The organism is Amycolatopsis sp. NPDC028719, assembly GCF_055565395.1.
This window is the reverse complement of the sequence record NZ_JBVHUL010000002.1, coordinates 678,615-703,483: the sequence shown is the minus strand read 5'-3', so window position 1 is coordinate 703,483 and position 24,869 is coordinate 678,615. Positions and strand designations below refer to the sequence as shown.

Sequence of the window (24,869 nt, the reverse complement as noted above, 5' to 3'; positions counted from 1 at the left end):
CGCGTGTCATGATGAGCGGCGTGAGCACCTCCGCGGAGCAGCAGCCCGCTAGCCCGCCGTTGACCCTCTACCTGGTCAAACGGCTCGAGCTGGTGATCAGGGCGCTGCTCGACGACGCGCTGCGGCCGCTCGGGCTCACGACGTTGCAGTACACCGCCCTGACGGTGCTGGAAGCCAGCGGCGCGCTGTCGTCGGCGCAGCTGGCGCGGCGCTCGTTCCTGCGGCCGCAGACGATGCACGAGATGGTGCTGGCGCTGGAGAAGCGCGGGCTCATCGCGCGTACGCCCAAGCCGGACAACCGGCGCGTGCTGCTGGCCGGCCTGACCGAGACCGGGCACCGCCTGCTGGCCGACTGCGCACCGGCCGTGGCGGAGGTGGAGGACGCGCTGCTCGCCGACCTCGGCCCGGGCCAGCGCGCGACGTTCCGCGAGGGACTCCAGCACGGCGTCCTGGCGCTGGGCGCGCTGTCTTCGCAGCGACGCTCCCAAGAGGCCTGATCCGCGACTGGGCTACCGGTTTCGCCCACCTGGCGGCTTGGCCCAGCTTGCTTACGCGAAAGAACTAGGCCGGTCGAGTGGTCGCGGCAGACGGTGCGTAGCGAGCGTGTGGGGACGGGCGTTGGAGGGTACGTCCCAGACCTGCATCCGCATTCTGGAGGTTCGCCGACCGTGGCCAGGGCTCGCGACAAGGGTGACGCGACAACCGCGGCCCGGCGTGTGCTGTTGCTGGCCGGAGCGGTGGCCGCGCTGTGGCTGGTGTCGTGGTGGTTGTCGGGCCACGCCCAAGCCGCGACGCGCGAGGCGAACCCGATCGGCGAGGTGGTGGCCGGAGTGCTCGGAGGGCCGCCGGGTGGGGCGGGTCAAGCGCCGAAGGACGAGTCTGGCGCTGCGGCCGGTGTGGTGGCTCCGGTGGCTGGCGGGGTAGAGCCGGTGTCGCAAGTGGTGCGGGCTGCCGCGCCGGTGGCTGAGCCCGTATCGCAGGTAATGCGTGCTGCTGCCCCGACAGTTGAGCCGGTGACGCAGGTTGTGCGGGCGGCCGCGCCAGTGGTCGAGCCGGTCTCGCAGGTAGTGCGGGCGGCCGCGCCCGTCGTCGAACCCGTTCTCGAGCCGGTCTCGCAGGTCGTGGGCGCCGTCGCACCGGTCGTCGATCCCGTGCTCGAACCGGTCCTGGACACCGTCGCGCCCGTGACCGACTCCGTCGGTTCCACGGTGGAACCCGTCACCGACGTCCTGTCCCCGGTGACCGAGCCCATCGGCGACACCCTGGCCCCCGTGGTCGAGCCGATCGTCGCGCCGGGGAGCCAAGGTGCCGCACCGTCCACTCCGGATACCTCCACCAAACCGCTGATCCGGCAGGCCCGCCAAGCGAAATCCGCGCCGCCACAACGGGAAACCGTCCCGATCACGCACCACGCCGCAGCCCTGCTGACCGCGCCGGACCGGACGTACGACCGGCCGAGTCCCGCGACCGGACCCACCGTCGCGACCCCGCGCGAGGCCCACCGGACGCACCGGGGGCACCCAGCCCGCCAGGCCACTCCGTCGCAGCCGGTCCGCCACCCGGGCAACGCCCCGGCGCCGCGCTCCCCGGCTCCGGACGATGCCGCCTGCGGGCCCGCCCCCACCATCCCGCCGGCCTTCCTCACCCCCGATCACGGCCCGCGTGCCACTCACGCGTTCACGCCGTCGCACGGGGACTTCCTCCCGCTCTGGCGGGCCTGCGAACCGGGCACCGGCCCCGGCTGATCCCGTCCCCGACTTTCCGCCCGTCGCGTTTCCGCGGCGCGATCCGCGCTGCCCGCGACAAGCCAGAAGCACCATCCACGCGTGATTGAGGGGCGTAATGGAAGCGAACGTGTTCGACCTCGGAAAGCTGCGAAGAGACGCGGTGGTCACCATCCGGCTGGAGGCGATGGCCAACGTCAGGCTCCTGACGGAAGTCAACTTCCGGGCCTACCAGCGCCGGCAGTACTACCGGATGCACGGCGGGGTGGCCACCGCACCGATGTTCAAGATCCACATCCCGGCCAACGCGCACTGGTTCCTGGTGCTCGACGTCGAGGGGCTGGACAACCTGCCCCTGCGCCCGCGGGTGAGCGTCGAGCCGGAGCCGGCCGTCATGGCTCGTGGACGCACCGGCCCCCGGTGAACGTCATCGCGACCTTCGCGGCCCCGATCTCCCGGTCGAGGCCCGCGAAGGGGTCGCGGTCGAGCACCACGAGGTCGGCGCGGTGACCGGGCCGGATCGTGCCCGTGTCGTCGAGGTGGTTGACGTAGGCCGAGCCCGCCGTGTACGCGGCGATCGCCGCGGCCAGGTCGATCCGCTGCCCGGGCAGGAACGCGGGCACGTCCTCGCCGTACGGGATCCGGTTCACCGCCACGTGGATGCCCTGCAGTGGGTCGGGGCTGCTCACCGGCCAGTCGCTCCCGGCGGCCAGGGTGGCCCCGGACCGCAGCAGGGCACCGAACGGGTACTGCCACGACGCCCGTTCGGCACCGAGGAAGGGGATGGTCAGTTCGTCCATCTGAGGTTCGTGCACGGCCCACAGCGGCTGGATCGTCGCGGTCGCGTCGAGCCGCCGGAAGCGCGGGACGTCGTCGGGGTGCACCACCTGCAGGTGCGCCAGGTGGTGCCGGTGACCGGTCACGCCGTTGGCGGCGCGCGCGGCTTCGAGGGCGTCGAGCGCGTCCCGCACCGCGCGGTCGCCGAGCGCGTGGAAGTGCACCTGGAAGCCGTGCGCGTCCAGGAGCGTGACGTACTCGCGCAGTGCCGCCGGGGCGACGAAGCTCAGTCCACCGTGGCCGGTGCCGCGGTAGGGGCCGAGCAGCGCCGCCGTGTGGTTCTCGGCGACGCCGTCGAGCATGATCTTGACGGTGCCGGCGCGGAAACCGCCGGTGCGCAACGATTCCCGGCGCTCCACCAGCTCGGGGAGCTGGTCGGCGCCGCGGGTGCGGTCCCACCAGAGCGCGCCGGTGACCCGGGCGGTCAGCAGGCCGCGGCCGGACGCGGTGGCGTACGCGCGCGACGGGTCGGGCATGCCGGCGTACTCGCCGAGCAGCGGGTCCTGCCAGGCGGTGACGCCGAGCGAATGCAGCAGCCGTTGCGCCCGCAGCAGGCCGGCGAGCTCGTCGGTCTCGCTGACCGGCGGCAGCAGCCGCGTGACGAGGTCCATCGCGCCTTCGTGCAGGACGCCGGTGGCGCCGTCGGCGTCACGCTCGATGCGGCCGTCGGGCGGGTCCGGCGAGTCCGCGGTGATCCCGGCGCGCTCGAGCGCGGCGCTGTTCAGCCACACGCCGTGGTGGTCGCGGTTGACCAGCACGACCGGTCTGTCCGCCACGACGGCGTCGAGCAGCGTGCGGTGGGGGAGACCTCCCGCGAAGGTGTCGAGGGACCAGCCGCCGCCGACGAGCCACCCGAGCCGCGGGTTCGCCCTGGCGTACGTGGCGACGGCGTCGAGGCAGCTCACGATGGTGCCGGCGCCGGTGAGGTCGCAGCGGCCGAGTTCGACGCCGCCGCCGACGGCGTGCACGTGCGCGTCCTGGAAGCCGGGCAGCAGCAGGCGGCCGTGAAGGTCGACGATCTCGGTGCGCGGGCCGATCAGCGGGCCCGGATCGTCGCCGACGGCCACGATCCGATCGCCGCGGACGGCCGCGAACCCGGCCCGGCCGCCAGGGGTGAGCACGGGGCCGCGGGTGAAGACGAGGTCGGCGTGCATGTCCTCGATCTTCCCGCATTGCCGGGCGCGCGTGGGGTACCCGGCCGGGATGCAGACGTTCCTGCCCTGTGCCGACTTCGCCGCCAGCGCCCGCACGCTCGACCGCCGCCGGCTCGGCAAGCAGCGCGTGGAGACGCTCCAGGTGCTGCGCGCGCTGGTGGTGCCGGGCTACGGCTGGCGCCACCACCCGGCGGCGAAGATGTGGACGGGGTACGAGGAGGCGTTGACCCGCTACGGCCTCGAGGTCTGCGCGGTGTGGTGCGCGCTGGGCGCGGCGGACACGTGCGCGGTGAAGCTCACCGATGAGTTCACGGCCGCGATCGGGCGAACGGCCGTTCGCACGCAGGACGAACTCGCGGCCACCGGCGACCTCCCGCCCTGGCTGGGCGACGAGGCACTGCACCGCAGCCACCAGTCGGCGCTGGTGCGGAAGGACCCCGGCCACTACGCCAGGCAGTTCCCGGACGTTCCGCCGGACCTGCCGTACGTCTGGCCGCCCTCCGACCGCCCCCGCCGCGCCGGCTGACGCTTCACCCGAAAACCCGCACCGGACCTGCGTCTCCAGTGGTCCGCAAGAACATCACGCACCGACCAACGGCGGATTTACAACGTTGTACCAACGATGTAAAAGTTGTCCCACGCCGGCTCGCACGCCGTGGAAGGGGCCACCGATGTCCTCCCGAGAACGCGCTCACCTCACCCGCCGGGACCTGCTCCGGCTCGCCGGAGGCACGGCCGCCGCCGTGGCCGCGGCGCTGTGGCTGCCCGGAACGGCCGCCGCCGCGGGCACCTTCAGCCCGATCCGGCCGCCCGCGACCCCCCTGATCGTCCGCTCGCCGTACCTGTCCACCTGGCAACCCGCCGACACCCTCGCGGGCACCTGGTCGAGCTTCTGGACCGGGCACGTCACCGCCCTCTGCGGCCTCGCCCGCATCGACGGCGCCGCGTACGTCCTCGCCGGGTCGCCCGCGCTGCCGTCCGGGCCCGCGCTCACCCCGATGACGCAGGTCAGCCTGCAGGTCACCGGCACGCGCTCGACCTACGTGCTCACCGGTGGCGGCGTGAACCTCACCGTCACCTTCTTCTCGCCGGTCGACCCGGCGAACCTGCAGCGCCAGTGCGTGCCCTTCGGCTACGTGACGATCCAGGCCGCCAGCGCCGACGGCCGGGCGCACGCCGTCGACCTGCACTTCGACACCTCCGCCGAGTGGGTGCACGGCAACACCGCGACGCCGGTCACCTGGACGCAGCAGCAGTCGGGTGGCTACACCCTCCTGAGCTGCACCCCGGCGAGCCCGGGCGTCCTGCAGGAGAACGGCGACCAGGCGAGCTGGGGCTCGCTCGTGCTCGCCGCGCCGACGGCCGGCGTCAGCTGGCAGATCGGGCAGGACACCGTCGTGCGCGCCGCGTCGGCCGGGCAAGGCTCCCTGCCGAACACCAGCGACACCGCCCAGCCGCGCGCGATCAACGACCGCTGGCCGGTGCTGGCCTTCAACAAGAACCTCGGCACGATCCCGGCCGGCGGCTCATCGACCCCGTTCACGCTGTCGATCGGGCACGTCCGGACGCCCGCCGTCCGCTACCTCGGCACCGAACTGCGCCCCTGGTGGACGCACTACTGGGGCAGCTGGCAGGACATGGCGGTCTGGTTCGCCAACGACTACGCGAGCGCGCTGAGCGCCGCGACCGCGATCGACCAGCGCCTGCACGACGACGCCGTCGCCGCGGCCGGCGGCGGGACCACCGGCGAGCACTACGCCGGGATCTGCGCACTGGCCCTGCGTCAGGCCTTCGGCGGTACCGAGCTCGTCGACCGCGGCGGCGCGCCGTGGGGCTTCCTCAAGGAGATCTCCTCCAACGGCAACATGTCCACAGTGGACGTCACCTACCCGGCGTTCCCCGCCTACCTCTACCTGTCGCCGGCCTACCTGCGGCTGATCCTGGAGCCGCTGCTCGACTACGCCGAGCGAGGCGGCTGGCCGATGCCGTTCGCCGAGCACGACCTCGGGACGCACTACCCGGACGCGACCGGGCACAACGACGGCAACGAGGAGAGCATGCCGGTCGAGGAGTCGGCCAACCTGCTGATCATGGCCGCCGCCCTGGTGCAGCGGCTGCCCGCGGCGGAGGCGAGCGCGTTCGCCACCACCCACTACCGGATCCTGCGGCAGTGGGCCGAGTACCTGGTCGGCAACACCCTGGACCCCGGCTTCCAGAACCAGACCGACGACTTCACCGGCTTCATCGCGCACAGCGCCAACCTCGCGCTCAAGGGCATCATCGGCGTCGGCGCGATGGGGATCATCGCCGCCGCCACCGGCAACGCGGCCGACGTCCAGCGCTACCGGTCGACCTCCCGCGGCTACGTCAGCCAGTGGGTGACCCTGGCGCAGGATGCGTCGAACCAGCACCTCAAGCTCGCCTACGACCAGCCGGGCACGTGGAGCCTGAAGTACAACGGCTTCGCCGACCGCGTGCTCGGCCTCGACCTGGTCCCGCTCGGCGTCGCGGCGCAGGAGGCCGCCTGGTACCAGGGCCGCGCCGGCGCCCACGGCGTCCTGCTCGACCCGCGCAACAACTACACGAAGGCCGACTGGGAACTGTGGACCGCGGCCTGGCTCACCGACCAGCCGAACGTCCGGAACACCCTGGTCGAGGGCGTCTACAGCTACGCGAACACGACGCCGCAGCGGGTGCCGTTCAGCGACTGGTACGTCGTCGCCGACGCCACCCAGCGCGGCTTCCAGGCCCGGCCGGTCGCGGGCGGCTACCTGGCCCTGCTGACGCGCCCGGCGGCGTCGGCGACGGTGTGGCGCAAGCTGCAGAACCAGCGCTCGGGCAAGGTGCTCGCCGTGTCGAACATGTCCCTGGCCGACACGGCCGAGGTCACGCAGTGGTCGGACAACGGCACGGCCGACCACCTCTGGGCCGTGGTCGACAACGGCGACGGCACCGTCCGGATCGTCAACCGCAACAGCGGCAAGGTCCTGGCGGTCCACGACCAGAGCCTCGACAACGGCGCCCACGTGCAGCAGTACCAGGACAACGGCACCCCCGACCACGACTGGCGGATCGTCGACGCCGGCGGCGGCTGGTCCAAGCTGGTCAACGTCCGCAGCGGCAAGGTCATGGCGGTCGACCAGCAGTCCACCGCGGACGGTGCGCAGGTGACCCAGTGGGACGACAACGGCTCACCGGACCACCTGTGGCGGTTCGTCTGACGCCGTTTGCGACACTGGCGCCGTGTGCGCCGACCCCCTTCGCCGGTTCCTCGAGGAACGGGACCCGCCGACCCCGTGCCTCGTCGTCGACACCGACGCCGTCGCGGCCCGGGCGCGCGAGGTCCGCTCGGCGTTCCCGGGCGCGCTGATCCGGTACGCGGTCAAGGCCAACCCGGCGCCCCCGGTGCTCGACGCGCTGGTGGCGGCCGGGCTCGGCTTCGACGTCGCCGGGCCCGCCGAGCTCGCGCTGTGCCTCGGGCGCGGCGCGGCGCCGGCGGACCTCGCCTACGGCAACCCGATCAAGAAGCCCCGCGACATCGCCTTCGCCTTCGAGAGCGGGGTCCGGGAATTCACGTCGGATTCGCCCGCCGACGTCGACCACCTGGGCCGCTACGCGCCGGGCTCCGCGGTGTCCGTCCGGGTGGTGCTCGACGCACCCGACTCGGTGACGCCGTTCGGCCGCAAGTTCGGCTGCGAACCGGCCGAAGCCCTGGACCTCGTGCTGCGCGCGGCCGCGCTCGGGCTGCGGCCCGGCATCGCGTTCCACGTCGGGTCGCAGCAGCCGGACGTCGCCGCGTGGGAAATCGGGATCGCCACGGCGGCGAAGCTCTTCGCCGAGGCGGAGGCACAGGGAGTCGCGATGACGCGGCTCAACCTGGGTGGCGGCTTCGCGACCACGCACCGGACCGGCGTCCCGCCCTTGGCCGCGTACGCGGCGACGATCACCACGGCACTCGGCACGTACTTCCCCGGGCGCCGGCCCGAGCTGATGCTGGAGCCCGGCCGGGTGCTCGTCGCCGACGCGGGCCTGCTGCGGACCGAGGTCGTGCTGGTCGCGCGCCGCGGCGAGCGGCGGTGGGTGTACCTGGACATCGGCCGCTACAACGGCCTGGCCGAGGCGGAGAACGAGGCGATCGCCTACCGGTTCGAGCCGGTCGGGGCGCACGACGACGGCCCGGCCGGCCCGGTGGTGCTCGCCGGGCCGACCTGCGACGGCGACGACGTCCTCTACCAGCGGACGCCGTACGAACTGCCGCTGTCCCTGCGGAGCGGGGACCGGCTCGACCTGCCCGGCACCGGGGCCTACACCGCGAGCTACGCGTCGGTCGGGTTCAACGGCATCGAGCCGCTGCGCACCTACTGCGTCGGGAGGTGGGGGAATGCCTGAAGTGGGCCGGTTCACCGGGCGGCACGTGCTGGCCGAGCTGCACGGCATCGACCCCGGGCTGCTCGACGACGCCACTCGGCTGGGGGAGCTGCTGCGCGCGGCGGTGACCGAGGCGGGCGCGACGGTCGTCGACGTCGTGGCCAAGCGGTTCGCCCCGCAGGGCGCCACGGTGATCGCGCTGCTGGCCGAGTCGCACGCGTCCGTCCACACGTACCCCGAGCACGGGTCGCTGTTCGCCGACGTGTTCACCTGCGGCGAGCGCGCCGACCCCGAGCACGCGCTGCGGTTGCTGGCGAAGTCGCTGGACGCCGCTTCGGTCCACCTGTCCGTCCTGCACCGGGGAGAACGCTGATGCCCACGATCCACGAACCGGTCGGCGCCGGCCTCACCCGCGTCTGGGAGGTCGGCGACGTCCTGTTCAGCGCGCGCACGCCGTTCCAGGAGGTGCTGATCGGGAAGACCGCGCAGGGGATTTCGCTGTTCTGCGACGGCGAACGCCAGAGCACCCAAGCCAGCCAGCTCGTCTACCACGAGGCGTTGATGGTGCCCGCGCTGCTGCTGGCCGAGCAGGTGCGGCGGGTCCTGATCATCGGGTCGAGCGAGGGCGTGGCCTCGGAGCTGGCCGTGGACGCCGGGGCCGCGCACGTCGACCACGTCGACATCGACGAGCAGGCGGTGCGGGCCTGCGCCGAGCACCTGCCCTACGGCTACACGACCGCGGACCTCGCGCGCGGCGACGGGCCGGTCCGGGTGTCGTTCGAGGACGGCTGGGCGTTCCTGGCCGCGGCCGAGGCACGCGGCGACACCTACGACGTCGTCGTCATCGACCTGCCGGACGAGAACACCGACCCGGACGCCCAGCACAACCGCTTGTACGGCAAGGACTTCCTCGGCCGCTGCGTGCGCGTGCTGGCGCCGGGCGGGGTGGTGACGTGCCAGGCGGGCTGCCCGACGCTGTGGCGCAACGAGACGCTGCTCGCGTCGTGGCGGCGGTTCCGCGAGGTGTTTCCGACGGTGCTGTACTTCGGTTCCGACGAGCACGAGTGGGCCTTCCTCTCCGGCCGCGCGGACCGCGTCGGCGAACCGGGTGCGCTGGTGGCGCGGCGGTTCGCGGAGCGGGGGTGCCGGGCCTCGACGCTGGACGCCGACGCCCTGCTCGCAGGCGCGACCCCGCCGTTCTCCCTCCGGCACGACACTGGTCCGAACCAGTCCTGACCGTCGATTTCGTTATGCCCGCCAAGGCAGGGTGAAATAGCGGGAAATGGATTTCCCGCACATCGGGTTGTCGTGTTACTCCGTTCAGTGGCCGTCGAATAGGTTGCGACCGCGCTACGATCCGTTCCGCGCGCGATCATCGTGATCAAAAAGGCACCGTGGCCCATTTGGAGGAGCGTCATGCTCGGTATCGTGGTCGTAGCCGGAATGATTCTGTCGGCCGTCGCCGCACCCGTCGATTCCGTGGCGGAATCGGCTCCGGCCGAAAGGATCACGCTCGACGTCAAGACCATCAACGGGTCCGGTTGCCCGGCCGGCACCGCCACGGCGTCGGCCGAAGTCGCGTCCGACAACACGTCGTTCACGGTGCACTACACGAACTTCACCGCCAAGGCCGGCGGGGGCGCGTCCGCGCTCGACGCCCGGAAGAACTGCCAGATCAACGTGCTCGTCCATGTACCCCAAGGGTTCACGTACGCGATCGCCGGGGTCGAGTACCGCGGCTTCGCGCACATCGAGAGCGGGGCGAGCGCGCTCGAGCAGGCCAACTACTACTTCGCCGGCACGTCACCGACCGCGCGGGTTCGGCACACGTACCCGGGCCCGTTCCACGGCGTGTGGCGGGCGAGCGACACCACCGACGTCGCGGCGCTGGTGTTCGCCCCGTGCGGCGAGGACCGCAACCTGAACATCAATGCGGAACTGCGGGCGGACGCGGGCACCTCCTCCGGAACGAGTTACATCGAAATGGATTCCGAGCACGCGAGTGTCGACACGATTTACCACTTCGCGTGGAAGGACTGCTGAATTCGGTGGAGTTCACCGGACGGCCCGCTCATCGGAACGGCTCCGGTGAGCGGGCCGTTCGCCTTATACGTGCGTGACCAGAAGGGTCACTCCCGCTTCGCCGCCGCAGTCGACGAAGACCGGACCGACGCCGTTGCCGATGTCCGGTGCCACCGTCGCCTTGGCGACGAAGTGCTCCGGCCCGGCGTCGACGATCCGGATGTTCTCCAGTGCCGGGTGCTCCGGGAAGCCGCCGAGCACGGACTTCAGCCCGGTTCCGCCCCCGCAGTCGCCCGTGATGGTCACTTCCTGGCCGCGCTGGGTCGTCGGGTTCGGGCTCACCCGCACGGTGGCCCGGGCGCCCTGGGGCGGCTCCTCGTGGTTCGCGTTCGTCATGGTCCCCTCCGTGGTCCCCGGTTGCGCCGACGCACCGCCGGCGATCCCGATGCTCACCGCCGTGACGAGCCCGGCCGCGGTGGCCAGGCCGATCACCGTGCGGGTGGACTTGCCGCGCATGGTGTCCTCCTCCCTCGATCCGGAGTTCGCCGGATCTGCTACGTCAGTCGCCCCAGGGTGGGCCCGGGGTTCTCGACGTAGCGGAGTGAGACGTGGATCACAGCCGGGAAGGGCCACCGACCGTCCACAAGGGACGAACGAGGGCCGGTGTCGCGCGTCCGAATCCGTCGGCTGCGGCCAGGCGACGCGCGCCCGGGCGGCTGAAGGTGCCCTTCAGCTCGCGTGGCCACTCGTCCGGTGATCAGCCTCTGTGTGTCAACAAACTTGCGAGGCGCGAGGAGTCAGTCGAAGGCGCGAGACGCCGGCAGCTCGGCCGGTTCGGCGTTCGCGGCGGGCAGCACGCCGCATCGTCGCTCGAACCGCTCCATCAGGACGGTGGCGATCAGGAGGGCGACTGGGGTGCTCACCGCGATCCACATGGAAGAAGACCTACCCACGCCCGCGCGAGATGAACCGCCGGGATCGGCACGGTAGCGGGTTCCGGCGGCGGCCCGCGCCTCGCGAACGCCCGTCTGCCTGGGCGTGGCCGCTCAGGTCACCGGTTGGTCTCGATCCTCTGCGGACAGCCGGGTGATCACGTCCAGCAGCCCGGCGCGGAACGTGTCGTCCTCGCCCAGGACGCCGAGCAACGCCGGTTCGGCCCGCACCGCCCGTTCGTGCACCTCCCGGCCGCGCGTCGTCAGCCGCGCCAGGTGCCGGCGCGCGTCGGCCGGGTCCGGCGTCCGGGTGACGAACCCCGCCTTGGCCAGCCGGTCGAGCGTGCGGCTCATCGTCTGGTCGGTCACCTGGCAGCGCTGGGCGAGCGTGCGCTGGGGGAGCGGCCCGTCGCGCAACGTGTGGAGGGCGATGAGCCCCGCGTGGGTGAGTCCCATTCCGTCGAGCACGGCCGCCCAGCGGTGCTCGACCAGGCGCGCGGCCACCGCCAGCAACCGGCCGGTGGGCCAGGTGCTCAGGTCGGGTTCGGGGGTTGTGCTCACCGTCACTCCGGGTCGTCGTGCAGAATGTTCAGCTTGCTGAACAATTGGGCGTGTTCGCCCTCGAAAGGACCTTAGCGACCATGAACGACAAGCCGCGCCGGCTCCGCTGGCTGATCCCCGCCCTCCTGGTGATCGCCTGGCTGGGGCTGGGCGGGTTCGGCGGGCCGTTCGCCGGGAAGCTGAGCGAAGTCGCGAAGAACGACAACGCCGCCTTCCTGCCGCGCTCGGCCGAGGCCACCGAGGTCTCCGACGAGCAGAAGGCCTTCACCCCGCGTCAGGTGCTGCCCGCGACCGTCGTCGCCGAGCGCACCACCGGCCTGACCGCCGACGACCGCCGCTTCCTCGACGCCAAGGCGCGTGAGCTGGGTGGTATCCCCGGCGTCGTCGGCCCGCTCGGCAAGCCGCAGCAGGCGCCCCGGGACGACCAGGCCGTGCAGCTGGCCGTGCCGATCCTCGCCGACGGCAACCCCGCCGACGTCGTCAAGGAGGTCCGGGCGCAGCTCGAAGGCGCCCCGGCCGGGCTCACCGTGCTGGTCACCGGGCCGGCCGGGCAGATCGCCGACCTGGTGAAGGCGTTCGGCGGCATCGACGGCATCCTGCTCCTCGTCGCCGGCGGCGTCGTCGCGCTGATCCTCATCGCGGTCTACCGCAGCCCGCTGCTGCCGTTCCTGGTGCTGCTCTCGGCGGTGTTCGCGCTCGGGCTCGCCAGCCTCGTCGTCTACCTGCTGGCGAAGAACGACGTCCTCGCGCTCAACGGCCAGAGCCAGGGCATCCTCTCGATCCTCGTGTTCGGCGCGGCGACCGACTACGCGCTGCTGCTCGTGGCGCGGTTCCGGGAACAGTTGCGGGACACGCCGAGCCGGTTCGACGCGCTGAAGCTCGCCTGGCGCGCGACGCTCGAACCGATCGCCGCCTCGGCGGGCACCGTCATCCTCGGCGTGCTGTGCCTGCTGTTCAGCGACCTGAACTCGAACAAGGGCCTCGGCCCGGTCGCGGCGATCGGCATCGGCGCCGCGCTGCTGGCGTCGACCACGTTCCTGCCCGCAGTCCTGGCTCTGTGCGGCCGTGGCGCGTTCTGGCCGTTCAAGCCGGCGCTCGGCTCGCCGCACCCGGAGACGGCCGGGATCTGGGGCCGCGTCGCGCGGCTGGTGGGCCGCCGGCCGCGCACGGTCTGGGTGGTGACGGCCCTCGTGCTCGGCGTCGGCGTCGCGTTCCTGCCGCAGCTCAAGGCGTCCGGCACCGCGCAGTCCGACGTCTTCCTCACCCAGGTCGAATCCGGCACCGGCCAGGACGTCCTGGGCCGGCACTTCCCGGGCGGGCTCGGCGCGCCCGCGATCACGATCGCCGACGCCGGCGCACTGCCCGCCGTGCTGAAGGCGTCCACCATGGACGGCATCGCGCAGTCGTTCCCCTTGCCGGGCCCGGACGGGCAGCCCAAGGTCGTGAACGGCCGCGTGCAGGTCCTGTCCGTGCTGAACGATCCGGCGGACTCCGAAGCGGCGGTCGCGACCGTCGGCAAGCTGCGCGACGCCGTGCACGCGATTCCCGGCGCGGAGGCGAAAGTCGGCGGCCCGACGGCGATCCAGCTCGACACGCAGAAGACGTCGGAGCACGACCGCGCGCTGATCATCCCGATCGTGCTGCTGGTGATCTTCCTCGTGCTGGTCCTGCTGCTCCGGTCGCTGCTCGCACCACTGCTGCTGATCGCGACGGTGGTGCTGTCCTTCGCGGCGACGATGGGCGTGTCCGCCCTGGTGTTCAACCACCTGCTGGACTTCCCTGGCGCGGACCCGGTCGTGCCGCTGTTCGGGTTCGTCTTCCTGGTGGCACTGGGGATCGACTACAACATCTTCCTGATGACGCGGGTCCGCGAGGAGGCGCTCACCCGGGGCACGCGCGACGGCACGCTGCGCGGGCTGTCGCTGACCGGCGGCGTGATCACGTCGGCCGGGGTGGTGCTCGCCGCGACGTTCTCGGCGCTCGCGGTGATCCCGATCCTGTTCCTGGCCCAGATCGCGTTCATCGTCGCGTTCGGCGTCCTGCTGGACACGTTCCTGGTGCGGTCCTTGCTGGTTCCCGCCTTGACCGTCGACGTCGGCCGGCGCATCTGGTGGCCCTCCGCGCTGGCGAAGGCCGCGAAATCGCCGGCTTGACGTCCGCGCGCCCGACCAGCGGCCGCCCGACCTCCTCCGGTTGCAGTGAATGACTCATTCCTGGCGTCCAACGCCAGGAATGAGTCATTCACTGCGTGCCGGGGCCATCGTCCGGCACCCCGGCCGGCTAGGAGTCGCGGCGAGCTCGGGAGTCGGCGGCCTCACCGGTGAGGTACGCCGTCGTCCCGGTGCGGGTCAGCAGCCGGTCGAGTGCGGGCGGCCGGTTGTCCAGGTGCAGCCGGGAGCCCGCGCCGGTCACCGCGCGGTGGACCAGCAGCAGCGTGGACAGCCCGGAGGAGTCGCAGAACGCGAGCTCGGCGCAGTCGAGCCGCACCTCCCGCACCTCCGGGTGCTCGGCCAGGCGGTCGGTGACCAGCTGCAGCAGCAGCCGTGCCGTCGCGAACTCGAGCTCGCCGACGACCGCGACGCGGGCCGTGGCGACGTCCGGGGCCGTCCAGGTGCACGTCAGCCCGCCGGTCATGCCGACAGCCCCGATCCGGCGGCCTGCTCTGTCAGGTGCGTGCGCGCGGTGCCGAGCAGGTCGGTCGCCCGGGGGAAGTCACGCAGCTCCGCTTCGAGCAGGTCGAGCGCGGGCACCAGGGACGCCGCCGGGACACCCCGCGCGGTGAGGATCCCGGCGGTCCAGCCCAGGAAACCGGTGAACAGCTCGCTGTCGCCGACGTACAACGCCGTCGCCAGGAACTCGACGATGTGCGCGAGGTCCTCGGCCGTGTGCTGGCGCTGCAGGTCGGTGTAGGTCCGCATCGCCGGGATGCGCTCCTCCAGGCCGGCCAGCACCGACTTGACGAGCCGGCCCGAACTGCGCGTGACCAGCGTGTACTCCTGATCGGCCAGGTGCGGCAGGTCGTCGAGCGGCTGGTGGCCGACCTGCGGGCGGGGGAGGGGCTCGGTCAGCCGGTCGGCGGCCGAGCGCGCGTCCGGGGCCCACGCCTCCGCGCCGAGCAGCCGGGCGTAGCGGCCGTCGGGGCCGAACGCGGCGCCGCCCGCGATGACCGGCGTCGCGGCCGCCTGGCACGCGGTGATCGTGGCGTGCGCGGTCGGCAGCCGGGTGGCGATCGACCCGGACAGCGCGACCGCGTCCGGCCCGGTGCGGTGCAGGTGGGCGACCAGGTGCGGGGCGGGCACCTGCGCGCCGAGGTAGTCGACCCGGAAGCCGCGCAGCCGCAGCACCTCGGCGAGGAGCCGGGCCGGCATCGCGTGCCACTCGCCGTCGACGCAGGCGACGGTGACCCGCCCGAGGTGCGGCTCCGGCCGCTTCAGCACGTAACCGAAGGTCGCGATGACGCGGTCGTTGATCGCGGTCGCCGCGTGCTCCTGCGCGACCGTGAGGCGGTTGGCCGCCCATTCCTGCCCGACCTTGCGCTGGACCGCGCCGATCACGTCGAGCAGCAGGCTCTCCGGGTCGGCTCCTTCGCCGAGCGCCTGGACCACGACGTCGCCGGCGGCGTACTCGTCGCCGGTCGTGACGGCGTCCCAGAGCCGTTCGGCGTGTTCGGCCACCCCGGGGGTGCGGGTGGGGGTGCTCATGCCGTGTACCTTCCGCGTCCGTGGCCGCCGACCGCGGCCAGGTGCTGCCCGCGCGGCGCGGTGATCGCCAGCACGGCCATGTCGTCGTGGGTGCCGCGGCCGATCCACTGCGACGCGAGCATCTGGATCCGCTCGACGACGGCGTCGGCCGGCATGTTCGCGCATTCGGTCAGCGACTGCCGGAGCCGGTCCTCGCCGAACATCGCGTCCCCGAGCGGCCCGCCCCGCGCTTCGATGATCCCGTCGGTGTAGAGCAGGCACGTCTCGCCCGGGTCGAGCGTGATGTCGGCGCTGGTCGACTCGATGTCCGGCAGCACGCCGATCAGGCTGCCGTGCGTGTCGGCCTCCTCGACCCGGCCGTCGGCCCGGACGATCACGGGCGGCGGATGGCCCGCGCTCGTGACGCGCAGCCGGACGGTGGCGCCTTCCCGGCGGGCCGAGGCCAGCACGAGCGTGACGAAGCGGGCGTCCCGGCGGTCGGCGAGCGTGCGGTTCAGCAGCTTCAGCAGGCCCTGGTGGTCGCCCGCCATCGGCAGCAGCGCCCGCAGCGTGGTGCGGATCTTCCCGGTCAGCACGGCCGCGTCGAGGCCCTTGCCGCAGACGTCGCCGAGGACGGCCAGCGACTCGTCACCCTCGCCGTCGATCGCCGAGTGCACGTCGTAGAAGTCGCCGCCGATCCGCTCGCCGTCGCGGGCCGGGCGGTAGCGGCCGGCGAACTCGACGCCGCCGAGCTGCTCCAGGGTGGGCGGGAGCAGCTCGCGCATCAGTGTGTCGGTGATCGACGCCTGCAGCGCGAACACCCGCGCCGCCGACATCGCGGCGCCGGCCCGCGCCGCGAACAGCCGGGCGAAGAGCTCTTCCTGGCCGGTGAAGGAGGCCCGCTCGCCGCGGCGGAGCAGGACCAGGGCACCGGCGGGGACGCCGTGGCCGGGCAGGGGCGTGACGACGATCGAACCGACCGGGCCGAACCCGGCCGGCAGCACCCAGCCGGGCGCCGCGTCCGGGTCGAGCCAGCGCGACGGCACCGGCGGGAAGCCCTGGAGCGCCTCACCGAGCCCGGGCAGCTCTTCCGGGTTGATCTCGAGCCGGGACCGCGTCGGCTCCTCGCCGCGCACGCAGGAGACGGCGGGGTAGGTCCCGCTCGTCCCGGGCGCCAGGACCAGCGCGGCGTCGGCGAGGTGCTGGGCGGCGAGCCGGGCCGCGACCTCCATGCAGCGTTCGAGGTTGAGCGAGCCCAGCAGCGCGGCGGAGGCGTCGCTGAGGAAGGCGGTCCGCTCCTGCTCCCGGGCCAGGGCGTCCCGGGCGGCGCGGGCGTCGGTCTCGTCGACCAGCCACCACGTCACGGCCTCGCCGTGCGGGATCGGGTGGGCCGCGAAAGCCTGCTCGCCGACCTCGCCGCGGACGACCTCGCCGGCGCGGCGGTCGTGTGCTTCGGCCAGCCAATCCGCCACCGTGCCGGCCAGCGGGCAGCCGGGCTCGGCCGTGGGGAAGAGCGTGCGGGCGCCCTCGTTGAGCGCGAGGACCACGCCGTCCGCGTCGGCGGAGACAGCGGCCACGGGGGCGGCGGCCCAGCCCCGGTCGCCGATGCCGGGGGCTCTTCGCGCGGTGCGCACCGGGTCAGCCACAGGCGCCCGTGGGGTCGTCGGTGACCAGCTCGGCCCACAGCGTCTTGCCGCTGGGGCGCCGCAGCTGGCCCCACGCCGCCGCGCAGCGCTCCACCAGCAGGAGTCCGCGGCCACCCTGGTCGGACGGCGCCCGGCGGCGGGCGGACTCGCCCCCGCCGTCGTCGACCTCGATCCGCAGCTTGGCGGCGCCGGGCAGCAGGCGCACGTGGTAGGGCGCGCGGCCGTGGCGCAGCGCGTTGGACGTCAGCTCGTCGACCACCATGACCGCGGTGCTGACGACGTTGGCCGGCAGCCCGCCCAGGACCGTGCGGACCCAGTGGCGGACCTTGGCCAGCTCCGTCAGCTCGGCGGTGATGCCGAGCTCGTGCCGGATGCCTCTCAGGTTCATGTCCGCCTCCTCCGCCTTGCCGGGCTCCGGGGAGAAGCCCTCCCCTTGTTCATGCCCGGATCCGGTCCCGCCCACACGGGTATCGGAGGCCGTCATGATTCTTCGCCCCAGGAGGCGCGCGCCGCGGCGAGGCTCGGGTGCACCGGCATGACGTCGCCGAGGCCGAGCAGCTCGATGGGCCGGACCACCGCGTGCACGGCCGACACGACGGCCAGCCGGCCGCCGGCCTCGCGCAGCCGGGCGGCGAGCCGCAGCAGGATCTGCAGGCAGCTGGAGTCGCAGAACTCCACCTCGGTCATGTCCAGGAGGACACGGCGTGCGCCGGAATCGGCCGGAAGCACCTCGGCGAGCTTCGCCGAGACCGCGAAGTCGAACTCGCCGCGCAACGTGCAGATCTCCAGGTCGCCGTCCTCGTGGATGTCCACGGACCAGCCGTCACCGGAGAACCGCTGCCGAGGCCGCAGTGCGTCGGTGGTCATGCACGCTCCAGAATGGGGGATCGGGGCGCGGGCTGGCGGCTCAACCTGCTCCCGACGGAATCTACCAGCGCCCCCTGGCCCGGGCAGCACGGTGTCCCGTCACAGTCCTTTAAGGACTTTGTCCGGCCGGGGCGGTTCGGCCGCCGGTTCCGGGGCGGGGACGGCCGGATCCACGATGGCCACGTTGACCGTGCGGGTCAGCCGTTCGTAGGGCGCCCGGTGCTCGCCGTCCAGCAGCACCGCCAGCGGCGTCCAGACGCCGATGACGAACACCGACGCGACCAGCCCGACGGGCAGGAGCAGCTGTTCGGGGTGACTGCCGAGGTCCCAGTGGTCCACGTCCAGCAGCATCCACGAGAGCCACAGCGGCGAGAGCAGGACGCCGTTGCGGACCAGCAGCGCGAGGGGTCCGGCACGGCGGCGGCCCCGGCGCGCCACGCGCAGCAGCATCGCCCGCTTCCCGGGCGTCGACCCGGTCACCGCGGGCAGCACCACGAACCAGACGAGGGCGAGGATCACCACCGGCGTGTCACGGTGCTCGAGGTCTTCGCCGAACAGCGTGAGCAGGCCGAACAGGAAGCCGAGCAGCGCGGCGAACCCGAGCAGGTCGGTGGCCAGCGCGAACAGTCGCCGGGTGAACGTGACCCGCGCGGCGTAGTGGCGCCGGTCGTGCTCGGGTTCCGGCGAGGGCAGCAGCCGGCCGAGCGGACCGGCCACCAGCCAGCCCACGACGACGCCGGCGGTGTTGAGGATCAGGTCGTCGACGCTGAACAGCCGGTACGGGCACGGGTAGACGAACCACAGGCCGGTCAGCTGCGTCAGCTCGAAGAACAGCGACACGCCGAAGCCGATCAGCGCCGCGGGCACGATCCGCATCCGCTGCGCGTAGCGGACGTAGAACCCGAGCGGCGCGAGCATCACGACGTTGAGCGCGGTGGTCCAGACCGCCGGGTTGTGCAGCAGCGCCACGGGGCTCCAGTGCCCGCGGGCGCGCTGCGAAACCACCTCGACGAAGTAGAAGGGCCGCAACTGCGGAGAACTTGCGTACGTGTGACCGGCGCAGTACGCCGGGTCGGCCGGCAGCGGCAGCACCGTCTGCGTGGCGATCGCCAGCAGGTAGAACAGGAACGCGTAGAAGACGAACGTCGGCCAGCCGCCGGCGCGGCCCCGCCGGCGGTAGCTGACGAAGGCGGCCGGGAGCATGACGGCCAGCACGAGGAACGGGAAGAGGATGAGGGCCGTCCGGACGGGGACGAGGTAGGTGGCGACCACGGAGCCGGTGGTACCCAGCCGAGCGGGGAGCGAAGCGTGCTTCCCCCGGACGGCTGGGCGATCACCGGCCGGGACTCACTGCGGGGGCGCGTCCTGCTGGCCGCCGCCCTGCTTGTGCAGGAAGTCCTTCGCTTTCTCCGAGCCCTGGTCGATCTTGTCGGCGTGGTCGCCGAAGCGCTGCTTGGCGGCCTCGGCGGCCTTGTCGACACCCTGGTCGGCCTTGTCCGGGTTGTTCCCGAGCGCTTCCTTCGCCTTGTCGAACAGATTCATCGCGTCAGGCCTCCAACAGTAAGCCGATCTTCGGACCCTCCGAGGAGAACACCAGCACAACCGGCCCGCAACCGAATGGCCGCAAGCACTCACCTGTCGTGGGTAATACCGGCCCTTTCCCGGGTGAAAGCCGTCGGCACGCGTTTGGAACCGGTGAGCCCGGGTAACGACCGATTCCTTTCCCGCCCGGGCCCGGTCGGTACGGGCATGAGCACTTCCATCGACGAAAAACGGGTGGTCGCCGTCATCGGCGCCACCGGGCGGCAGGGCGGCGGGCTGGTCCGCTCGATCGCCGCGGATCCGGACGGCCCGTTCGCCGTCCGGGCCATCACGCGCGACGCGGGTTCGCCGCGCGCGAAAGAACTGGCCGGGCTGGGCGCCGAAGTCGTGACCGCCGACCTCGACGACCCCGGCTCCGTCGAGGCGGCCTTCGCCGGCGCGTACGGCGCTTTCTGCGTCACGGCCGCCCAGGACCAGCCGGAACGGGAAACCGCCCACGCCACCACGATGGCCGCGGCGGCCCGCCACGCCGGCGTCGCGCACGTCGTGTGGTCGACCTTCGAGGACACGCGGACGCTCGCCGACGACCGGGTTCCGCTGCTGCCGGGCGGCTACCGCGTCCCGCACTACGACGCCAAGGCCGCGGCCGACGCGGAGTTCGCGGGGATGGCGGTCACGTTCCTGCGCACCGCGTTCTACTGGGAGAACTTCCTGGACGGTGGCGGTCCGCGCCGCGGGGAGGACGGCGCCCTGGCCCTGGCGCTGCCGTTGGGACCCGCGCGGCTGCCGGGGATCGCGGTGGCGGACATCGGCCGCTGCGCCCACGCGATCCTGCGCCGGCCGGAGCTGGCGGGGACGACGGTGAGCGTCACCGGCGAGAACCTCACCGGCGCCGAGCTCGCGGCCGGGTTCGCCGCCTCCCTCGGCGAACCCGTGCGGTTCGACGACGTTCCGCCGGACGTCCTCCCCGCCGCGCTGGCCAACATGTTCCGGTTCACCCGGTACTTCGAGCCGGTTCATGCCGGCTCCCGGGATCCGGCGGAAACCCGGAAGCTCCACCCCGGCCTGCTGACCTTTGCCCGATGGCTTTCAGAAGGGACCTCCCGATGACCCCGCCCCTCCCCGCCGCCGCCCGCGAAGTGCTCGACGGCCCGCACACGGCGGTGCTCGCCACCGCGAACGCCGACGGCCGGCCGCAGTCGTCGGTGATCTTCGTGAAGCGCGACGGCGACAGCGTCGTGTTCAGCACCATCGAAGGCCGGCTGAAGACCCGCAACATGCGGCGCGACCCGCGCGTCAGCCTGCTGGTCACGAGCAACCCCGGCCGGTACGTGGAGATCCGCGGCCGCGTCGAGGTCACCGGTGACCCGGACAAGGTGCTGCTGCACGAGATGTACGACCGGTACATGGGTGGGAAGACCCCGCCGCCGGAACCGGACGCGCAGCGGCTGATCGTCCGGATCGTCCCGGAAAAGCTCTATCTCTGGCCGCCCGCGGCGTGAGCTGTGCGCGGCGGCGTGAACCCTGCGCCGCCGCGCACCGTATATGCGGTGAGACCGCCGTCCCCGCCGCAGGGGATCGGCGGCCGACCCGTGAACCGTGATGTGAGGCCGCACCATGATGGGAACCACCGGTCTGCCGCTGCCGCGGCGTGCCCGCCGCCGCACCCCGGGTGCACCACTGCCCGACTTCGGGCTGCCCCGGGCCGCCCGGCGGCACGCCGTCGCGAGCGTGGTGCTCACCGTCCTGGCCGCGCTCCTCGTGCTGTTCGCGCTCCTCGCGCCGGACGACCTCAACTCGTTCTCGCCGGAAATGCTGGTCCGCGTACCGGTGGAAGGCCTGATCGTGGCCGCGTTCGCGCTGGTCCTGCCGCCGCGGGCGCGCGGCGTCGGCGCGGTGCTGGTCGGGCTGGTACTGGGCCTGCTCACCGTGCTGAAGGCGCTCGACACGGGCTTCTACGCGACGCTGGAGAAGCCGTTCGACCCGATCTACGACTGGAGCTTCTTCACCGCGGGGGTCGAGTTCCTCGCCGGGGAGATCGGGGAGGTGGGGGCGTACGCCGCGCTGGCGGGTGCCGTGGTCCTCGCGATCGCGATCGTCGCCTTCATGGTGCTCGCGATGCTGCGCCTGACCCGGATCGCGGCCGGCCGGCGGACCGGCTCGACGCGGGTGGTGGCCGTGCTGGGCGTGATCTGGATCGTCTGCTCGGTGTTCGGCGTCGAGATCGCGCCCGGGCAGCCGGTCGCGGCGCAGAACGCCGCCGCCCTCGCCTACGACGACCTGCGCCAGGTGAGCACGGACCTGCGGGAGCAGCGGCCGTTCGGCGAGCTGGCCGCCGAGGACGCGTTCCGGCACACCCCGGGTGACCAGCTGCTGACCGGGCTGCGCGGGAAGAACGTGGTGCTGACGTTCGTGGAGAGCTACGGGCGCGTCGCGCTCGACGACCCGGGGTTCGCGCCGAAGATCGGCGCGACCCTCGACGCGGGCACCGCGCAGCTGCGCGCGGCCGGCATCGGCGCGAAGAGCGCGTTCCTGTCGTCCTCGACGTTCGGCGGCGGCAGCTGGCTCGCGCACTCCACCGTCGAGTCCGGCATGTGGATCGACAACCAGCAGCGGTACAACAGCCTCCTCGACAGCGACCGGCTGACCCTCGGCGGCGCCTTCCAGAAGGCGGGCTGGAAGACGGTCTGGGACGTCCCGGCGCACACCAAGGACTGGCCGGAGGGGCAGCGGTTCTACCACCCGGACGCCTACTACGACTTCCGGAACATCGGCTACCAAGGCCCGGGGTTCGCCTACGCCACGATGCCGGACCAGTACACGTTCTCCATGCTGCAGCGCAACGAGCTCGCGAAGTCCTCGCAGCAGCCGGTGATGGCCGAGGTCGACCTCGTCTCCAGCCACGCGCCGTGGTCGCCGCGGCCCTGGCTGGTCGACTGGGACCAGGTCGGCGACGGGTCGGTCTTCGCGCCGCAGCCGGGCGCGGGGGAGGCGCCGGAGTCGGTCTGGAAGGACCCGGCGAAGATCCGCGACGCCTACCGCGACGCCACCGACTACTCGCTCCGGACGCTGATCTCGTTCGTCCAGCACTACGGCGACGACAACCTGGTCCTCGTGTTCCTCGGCGACCACCAGCCGCCGGTGGTCACGCCGCAGGGCGCGGTGCGCGACGTGCCGATCACGATCGTGGCGAAGGACCCGAAGGTGCTGGACCGGATCTCCGGCTGGGGCTGGACCGACGGCCTGCACCCCGCCGCGCAGGCCCCGGTCTGGAAGATGGACTCCTTCCGCGACCGGTTCCTGACCGCGTTCGCCCGCTGATCCCACCCGGGCCGGGATCGGGGTTTGCGTCAGCCATTCCGGAATCGCGTGGCCGCCCGCCATCCGTCCAGGGTGGCGGGCTAGCCCGGATGGAGCAGCGTCGTGACTTTCCGCTGCGCTCGCATTCACTGGCCCGATGAATTGCCGGTAATGCTTGCGTAATTCCAGGCTCGGTAATGTCAGGTTCGCTGTGCTGAGGAGTGGTCATGCGCCACCCGGTTGCTTCGGCGAGCGCTACGGAACGCTCTTCGGGCAAGGCGTGTCGGTCAGCTGTTTCCCCGGCGAAGGCTACGGGTACCGCGTGCTCGCGCACTGCGCCAACGGCACCGCGTTCTGGTTCGTCGCCGGTGATTTCGTGCCGTACGGATTCGGCTCGGCGGTCGCGGAATGCACCGGGGCGCTGCTCGTCCCGGCGCGGGTGGTCGCCTACCAGGTCGACGAAATCTGATTTCCGCGTTCCCGGTTTCCCTGACGGTCCCTCACGGACCCAGTCGAACGTCTTGAATGACTCATTCAAGACCTCTGGATCCGGCTGCGGCGGTCGAGGCGGGCCCTGCCGAGGCGGAGGCACACCGAACCCGCCCAAGCCGGGTTCGCGACGTCCAGACTGCAGGCGCGGACGAGTGGGCTGGGGACCAGGTGCACGGCAGCGGCGGAAGCCAGGCGGCCGAACCGCGACTTTGCCGGAACCCCTGGCGAGTGAGGTGGGGGCTGTCAACGCCGGGTGCCGCTGGGAGGGACGCTCATGCACGTCTGCTGCCCCGCAGACTCTGGTTCCCGTCACCGTCCCCGCTCGCGTGTTCTACTTGGTCCAGACCTTCGTCGACGCGGACAGGTGGGACCTGTTCGCGCTCTTCTGCGTTCCCGGAATCCGTTGCCCCGCAATGCATCGCGTCCGTGAGTCCACAGTGGACGGATGTTCGCCTCCGCGAATTCCGGACAGAAGACCGGACAAATCTGGACCACCGCCCCGATCCGCCCGCACACTCGGCGCACGGTGAGTTTCTTTCCCCCCTGCCTCGAAGGAGACCGCATGCGTCGAAGAATCGCCCTCGCCCTCGGCGGCGCCGCCGTCCTGACCGCTTCCCTCGCTTCCTCGTCGCTCAGCCCGGCTGTCGCCTCACCCGGGTTGATCGCCGCCATGCAGCGGGACTTCGGCCTGACCGCCGCCCAGGCCGAGACCCGCCTGGGCCAGGAGATCACCGCTGCCCGGGTGATGCCGGCCGCGCAGCAGGCCGCCGGGGCCGCCTTCGGGGGTGCCTGGTTCGACCCCGCGCTCGGCAAGCTCGTCGTCGGCGTGACCGACCCGGCCGCGGCGGACGCCGTCCGGCAGGCCGGGGCCGAAACCGCGTCGGCGAAGGTCAGCGCCGCGAAGCTCGACGCGACCAAGGCCGCGATCGACGCCTCCGCCAAGGCTGACCCCGCACCGGCGGCCGTCAGCGGCTGGCGCACCGACCCGCGGGCCGGCAGCGTCGTGGTCACCCTGCGGCCCGGCGCGCACGGCGCCGACGTCGACGCCTTCCTGGCCCGGGCCGCGAAGGCCGGCCCGGTGACCGTGGCGACCGCACCGGCCGCCGAGCCGTTCTCCGCGGGAACCGTCGGCGGCGATCCCTACTACATCAACGGCAACACCCGCTGCTCGATCGGCTTCTCCGTGAACGGCGGGTTCGTCAGCGCCGGCCACTGCGGCGGCACCGGCAGTTCGGTCGTCGGCTGGGACGGCTCGGCGATGGGCAGCTTCGCCGGCTCTTCCTTCCCCGGCAACGACTATTCGTTCATCCGCATCGGCAACGGCTGGTGGACCGCGCCGGTCGTGCTCGGCTGGGGCACAGTGAGCGACGCGCTCGTCCGCGGCTCGTGGGTCGCGCCGGTCGGCACCTCGGTGTGCCGCTCGGGCTCGACGACGCACTGGCACTGCGGCACGGTCCTGGGGCTCAACGAGACCGTCAACTACTCCCAAGGCGCGGTCTACCAGATGACCCGGACCAACGTCTGCGCCGAGCCCGGCGACTCCGGCGGCTCGTTCATCACCGGTGACCAGGCCCAGGGCGTCACCTCGGGCGGCTGGGGCAACTGCGGCTCCGGCGGCGAGACGTGGTTCCAGCCGGTGAACGAGATCCTCCAGACCTACGGCCTGTCGCTCGTCACGGCCTAGGAGGAATTCCTCCGGCGGCGGCCGATGAATCCGGCGGCCGCCGCCGGTAGGTACCGGTGA

At 72.5% G+C, this 24,869-nt stretch carries 26 protein-coding genes; 15 read left to right on the top strand and 11 right to left on the bottom strand.

The annotated features are described in order from the left end of the window. The first annotated feature begins 8 nt into the window (after nucleotides 1-8). From ACZ4TR_RS11300 to ACZ4TR_RS11290, 3 genes are all read left to right on the top strand, one after another. Nucleotides 9-497 carry a MarR family winged helix-turn-helix transcriptional regulator gene (locus tag ACZ4TR_RS11300; protein ID WP_465286918.1) on the top strand — a complete coding sequence of 163 codons (489 nt, stop codon included), beginning with the start codon at nucleotides 9-11 and terminating at the stop codon, nucleotides 495-497. Nucleotides 498-1,013: 516 nt separating this feature from the next. After that, nucleotides 1,014-1,745, top strand: a complete 732-nt coding sequence (locus ACZ4TR_RS11295) for a hypothetical protein (RefSeq protein ID WP_465286916.1) — start codon at nucleotides 1,014-1,016, stop codon at nucleotides 1,743-1,745. Between the two features lie 97 nt (nucleotides 1,746-1,842). Further along, nucleotides 1,843-2,148 (top strand): DUF1883 domain-containing protein, encoded by a 306-nt coding sequence (locus ACZ4TR_RS11290; RefSeq protein WP_465286915.1) that lies wholly within the window; start codon nucleotides 1,843-1,845, stop codon nucleotides 2,146-2,148. Here ACZ4TR_RS11290 and ACZ4TR_RS11285 read toward each other — a convergent pair. After that, nucleotides 2,117-3,715: an amidohydrolase gene (locus ACZ4TR_RS11285; protein ID WP_465286913.1), complete on the bottom strand. Its 1,599-nt coding sequence runs from the start codon at nucleotides 3,713-3,715 to the stop codon at nucleotides 2,117-2,119. The genes ACZ4TR_RS11290 and ACZ4TR_RS11285 overlap by 32 nt on opposite strands. 49 nt (nucleotides 3,716-3,764) lie before the next feature. Between ACZ4TR_RS11285 and ACZ4TR_RS11280 the strand changes: the two genes are divergently transcribed. From ACZ4TR_RS11280 to ACZ4TR_RS11255, 6 genes are all read left to right on the top strand, one after another. Continuing rightward, complete coding sequence (locus tag ACZ4TR_RS11280) at nucleotides 3,765-4,241, top strand: MSMEG_6728 family protein (RefSeq protein WP_465287346.1); 477 nt, start codon at nucleotides 3,765-3,767, stop codon at nucleotides 4,239-4,241. Between the two features lie 145 nt (nucleotides 4,242-4,386). Continuing rightward, nucleotides 4,387-6,936, top strand: a complete 2,550-nt coding sequence (locus ACZ4TR_RS11275) for a glutaminase domain-containing protein (protein ID WP_465286912.1) — start codon at nucleotides 4,387-4,389, stop codon at nucleotides 6,934-6,936. Nucleotides 6,937-6,958: 22 nt separating this feature from the next. Further along, entirely contained in the window at nucleotides 6,959-8,104 is a 1,146-nt protein-coding gene (locus tag ACZ4TR_RS11270) for a type III PLP-dependent enzyme (protein ID WP_465286911.1), read from the top strand. Further along, nucleotides 8,097-8,456, top strand: coding sequence for an adenosylmethionine decarboxylase (gene speD, locus ACZ4TR_RS11265; protein WP_465286910.1), 360 nt, complete (start codon nucleotides 8,097-8,099; stop codon nucleotides 8,454-8,456). Before ACZ4TR_RS11270 ends, speD begins: the two co-directional genes overlap by 8 nt. Next, nucleotides 8,456-9,319 carry a spermidine synthase gene (locus ACZ4TR_RS11260; protein WP_465286909.1) on the top strand — a complete coding sequence of 288 codons (864 nt, stop codon included), beginning with the start codon at nucleotides 8,456-8,458 and terminating at the stop codon, nucleotides 9,317-9,319. Before speD ends, ACZ4TR_RS11260 begins: the two co-directional genes overlap by 1 nt. 180 nt (nucleotides 9,320-9,499) lie before the next feature. Further along, nucleotides 9,500-10,126 carry a DUF4360 domain-containing protein gene (locus ACZ4TR_RS11255; RefSeq protein WP_465286908.1) on the top strand — a complete coding sequence of 209 codons (627 nt, stop codon included), beginning with the start codon at nucleotides 9,500-9,502 and terminating at the stop codon, nucleotides 10,124-10,126. A gap of 63 nt (nucleotides 10,127-10,189) precedes the next feature. Here ACZ4TR_RS11255 and ACZ4TR_RS11250 read toward each other — a convergent pair whose 3' ends face one another. The 3 genes from ACZ4TR_RS11250 to ACZ4TR_RS11240 form a co-directional block, all read right to left on the bottom strand. Continuing rightward, entirely contained in the window at nucleotides 10,190-10,621 is a 432-nt protein-coding gene (locus ACZ4TR_RS11250; protein ID WP_465286906.1) for a hypothetical protein, read from the bottom strand. Between the two features lie 281 nt (nucleotides 10,622-10,902). Continuing rightward, nucleotides 10,903-11,028, bottom strand: coding sequence for a hypothetical protein (locus tag ACZ4TR_RS11245; RefSeq protein ID WP_465286905.1), 126 nt, complete (start codon nucleotides 11,026-11,028; stop codon nucleotides 10,903-10,905). Between the two features lie 123 nt (nucleotides 11,029-11,151). Beyond that, nucleotides 11,152-11,604, bottom strand: coding sequence for a MarR family winged helix-turn-helix transcriptional regulator (locus ACZ4TR_RS11240; protein WP_465286904.1), 453 nt, complete (start codon nucleotides 11,602-11,604; stop codon nucleotides 11,152-11,154). 74 nt (nucleotides 11,605-11,678) lie between these two features. Between ACZ4TR_RS11240 and ACZ4TR_RS11235 the strand changes: the two genes are divergently transcribed. Continuing rightward, nucleotides 11,679-13,751 carry an MMPL family transporter gene (locus ACZ4TR_RS11235; protein WP_465286903.1) on the top strand — a complete coding sequence of 691 codons (2,073 nt, stop codon included), beginning with the start codon at nucleotides 11,679-11,681 and terminating at the stop codon, nucleotides 13,749-13,751. Nucleotides 13,752-13,878: 127 nt separating this feature from the next. Here ACZ4TR_RS11235 and ACZ4TR_RS11230 read toward each other — a convergent pair whose 3' ends face one another. From ACZ4TR_RS11230 to ACZ4TR_RS11200, 7 genes are all read right to left on the bottom strand, one after another. Further along, nucleotides 13,879-14,232: an STAS domain-containing protein gene (locus ACZ4TR_RS11230; RefSeq protein WP_364527074.1), complete on the bottom strand. Its 354-nt coding sequence runs from the start codon at nucleotides 14,230-14,232 to the stop codon at nucleotides 13,879-13,881. Further along, the gene (locus tag ACZ4TR_RS11225; protein WP_465286902.1) at nucleotides 14,229-15,299 is read right to left on the bottom strand and encodes a cobalamin B12-binding domain-containing protein; all 1,071 of its coding nucleotides are present in this window, start codon (nucleotides 15,297-15,299) and stop codon (nucleotides 14,229-14,231) included. The genes ACZ4TR_RS11230 and ACZ4TR_RS11225 overlap by 4 nt, the downstream gene beginning before the upstream one ends. Continuing rightward, nucleotides 15,296-16,924 carry a PP2C family protein-serine/threonine phosphatase gene (locus ACZ4TR_RS11220; RefSeq protein ID WP_465286900.1) on the bottom strand — a complete coding sequence of 543 codons (1,629 nt, stop codon included), beginning with the start codon at nucleotides 16,922-16,924 and terminating at the stop codon, nucleotides 15,296-15,298. The genes ACZ4TR_RS11225 and ACZ4TR_RS11220 overlap by 4 nt, the downstream gene beginning before the upstream one ends. Next, nucleotides 16,917-17,312 (bottom strand): ATP-binding protein, encoded by a 396-nt coding sequence (locus ACZ4TR_RS11215; RefSeq protein WP_465286899.1) that lies wholly within the window; start codon nucleotides 17,310-17,312, stop codon nucleotides 16,917-16,919. Before ACZ4TR_RS11215 ends, ACZ4TR_RS11220 begins: the two co-directional genes overlap by 8 nt. Before the next feature lie 92 nt (nucleotides 17,313-17,404). Next, nucleotides 17,405-17,791 (bottom strand): STAS domain-containing protein, encoded by a 387-nt coding sequence (locus ACZ4TR_RS11210; protein WP_465286898.1) that lies wholly within the window; start codon nucleotides 17,789-17,791, stop codon nucleotides 17,405-17,407. A gap of 99 nt (nucleotides 17,792-17,890) precedes the next feature. Then, nucleotides 17,891-19,063, bottom strand: coding sequence for a VanZ family protein (locus ACZ4TR_RS11205; protein WP_465286897.1), 1,173 nt, complete (start codon nucleotides 19,061-19,063; stop codon nucleotides 17,891-17,893). A 75-nt stretch (nucleotides 19,064-19,138) separates the two neighbouring features. Then, nucleotides 19,139-19,333, bottom strand: coding sequence for an antitoxin (locus tag ACZ4TR_RS11200; protein ID WP_364527058.1), 195 nt, complete (start codon nucleotides 19,331-19,333; stop codon nucleotides 19,139-19,141). A gap of 207 nt (nucleotides 19,334-19,540) precedes the next feature. On the opposite strand from ACZ4TR_RS11200, the gene ACZ4TR_RS11195 reads away from it, so the two are divergent. From ACZ4TR_RS11195 to ACZ4TR_RS11175, 5 genes are all read left to right on the top strand, one after another. Then, entirely contained in the window at nucleotides 19,541-20,443 is a 903-nt protein-coding gene (locus tag ACZ4TR_RS11195) for an NmrA family NAD(P)-binding protein (RefSeq protein WP_465286896.1), read from the top strand. Further along, complete coding sequence (locus tag ACZ4TR_RS11190) at nucleotides 20,440-20,835, top strand: PPOX class F420-dependent oxidoreductase (protein ID WP_465286895.1); 396 nt, start codon at nucleotides 20,440-20,442, stop codon at nucleotides 20,833-20,835. The genes ACZ4TR_RS11195 and ACZ4TR_RS11190 overlap by 4 nt, the downstream gene beginning before the upstream one ends. Before the next feature lie 115 nt (nucleotides 20,836-20,950). Further along, nucleotides 20,951-22,654 (top strand): LTA synthase family protein, encoded by a 1,704-nt coding sequence (locus ACZ4TR_RS11185; RefSeq protein ID WP_465286894.1) that lies wholly within the window; start codon nucleotides 20,951-20,953, stop codon nucleotides 22,652-22,654. A gap of 259 nt (nucleotides 22,655-22,913) precedes the next feature. Further along, the gene (locus ACZ4TR_RS11180) at nucleotides 22,914-23,102 is read left to right on the top strand and encodes a hypothetical protein (RefSeq protein ID WP_465286892.1); all 189 of its coding nucleotides are present in this window, start codon (nucleotides 22,914-22,916) and stop codon (nucleotides 23,100-23,102) included. Nucleotides 23,103-23,687: 585 nt separating this feature from the next. Next, a complete protein-coding gene (locus ACZ4TR_RS11175; protein ID WP_465286891.1) occupies nucleotides 23,688-24,809 on the top strand; it encodes a S1 family peptidase in 1,122 nt (373 codons plus the stop codon). The last annotated feature ends 60 nt before the right edge of the window (nucleotides 24,810-24,869 follow it).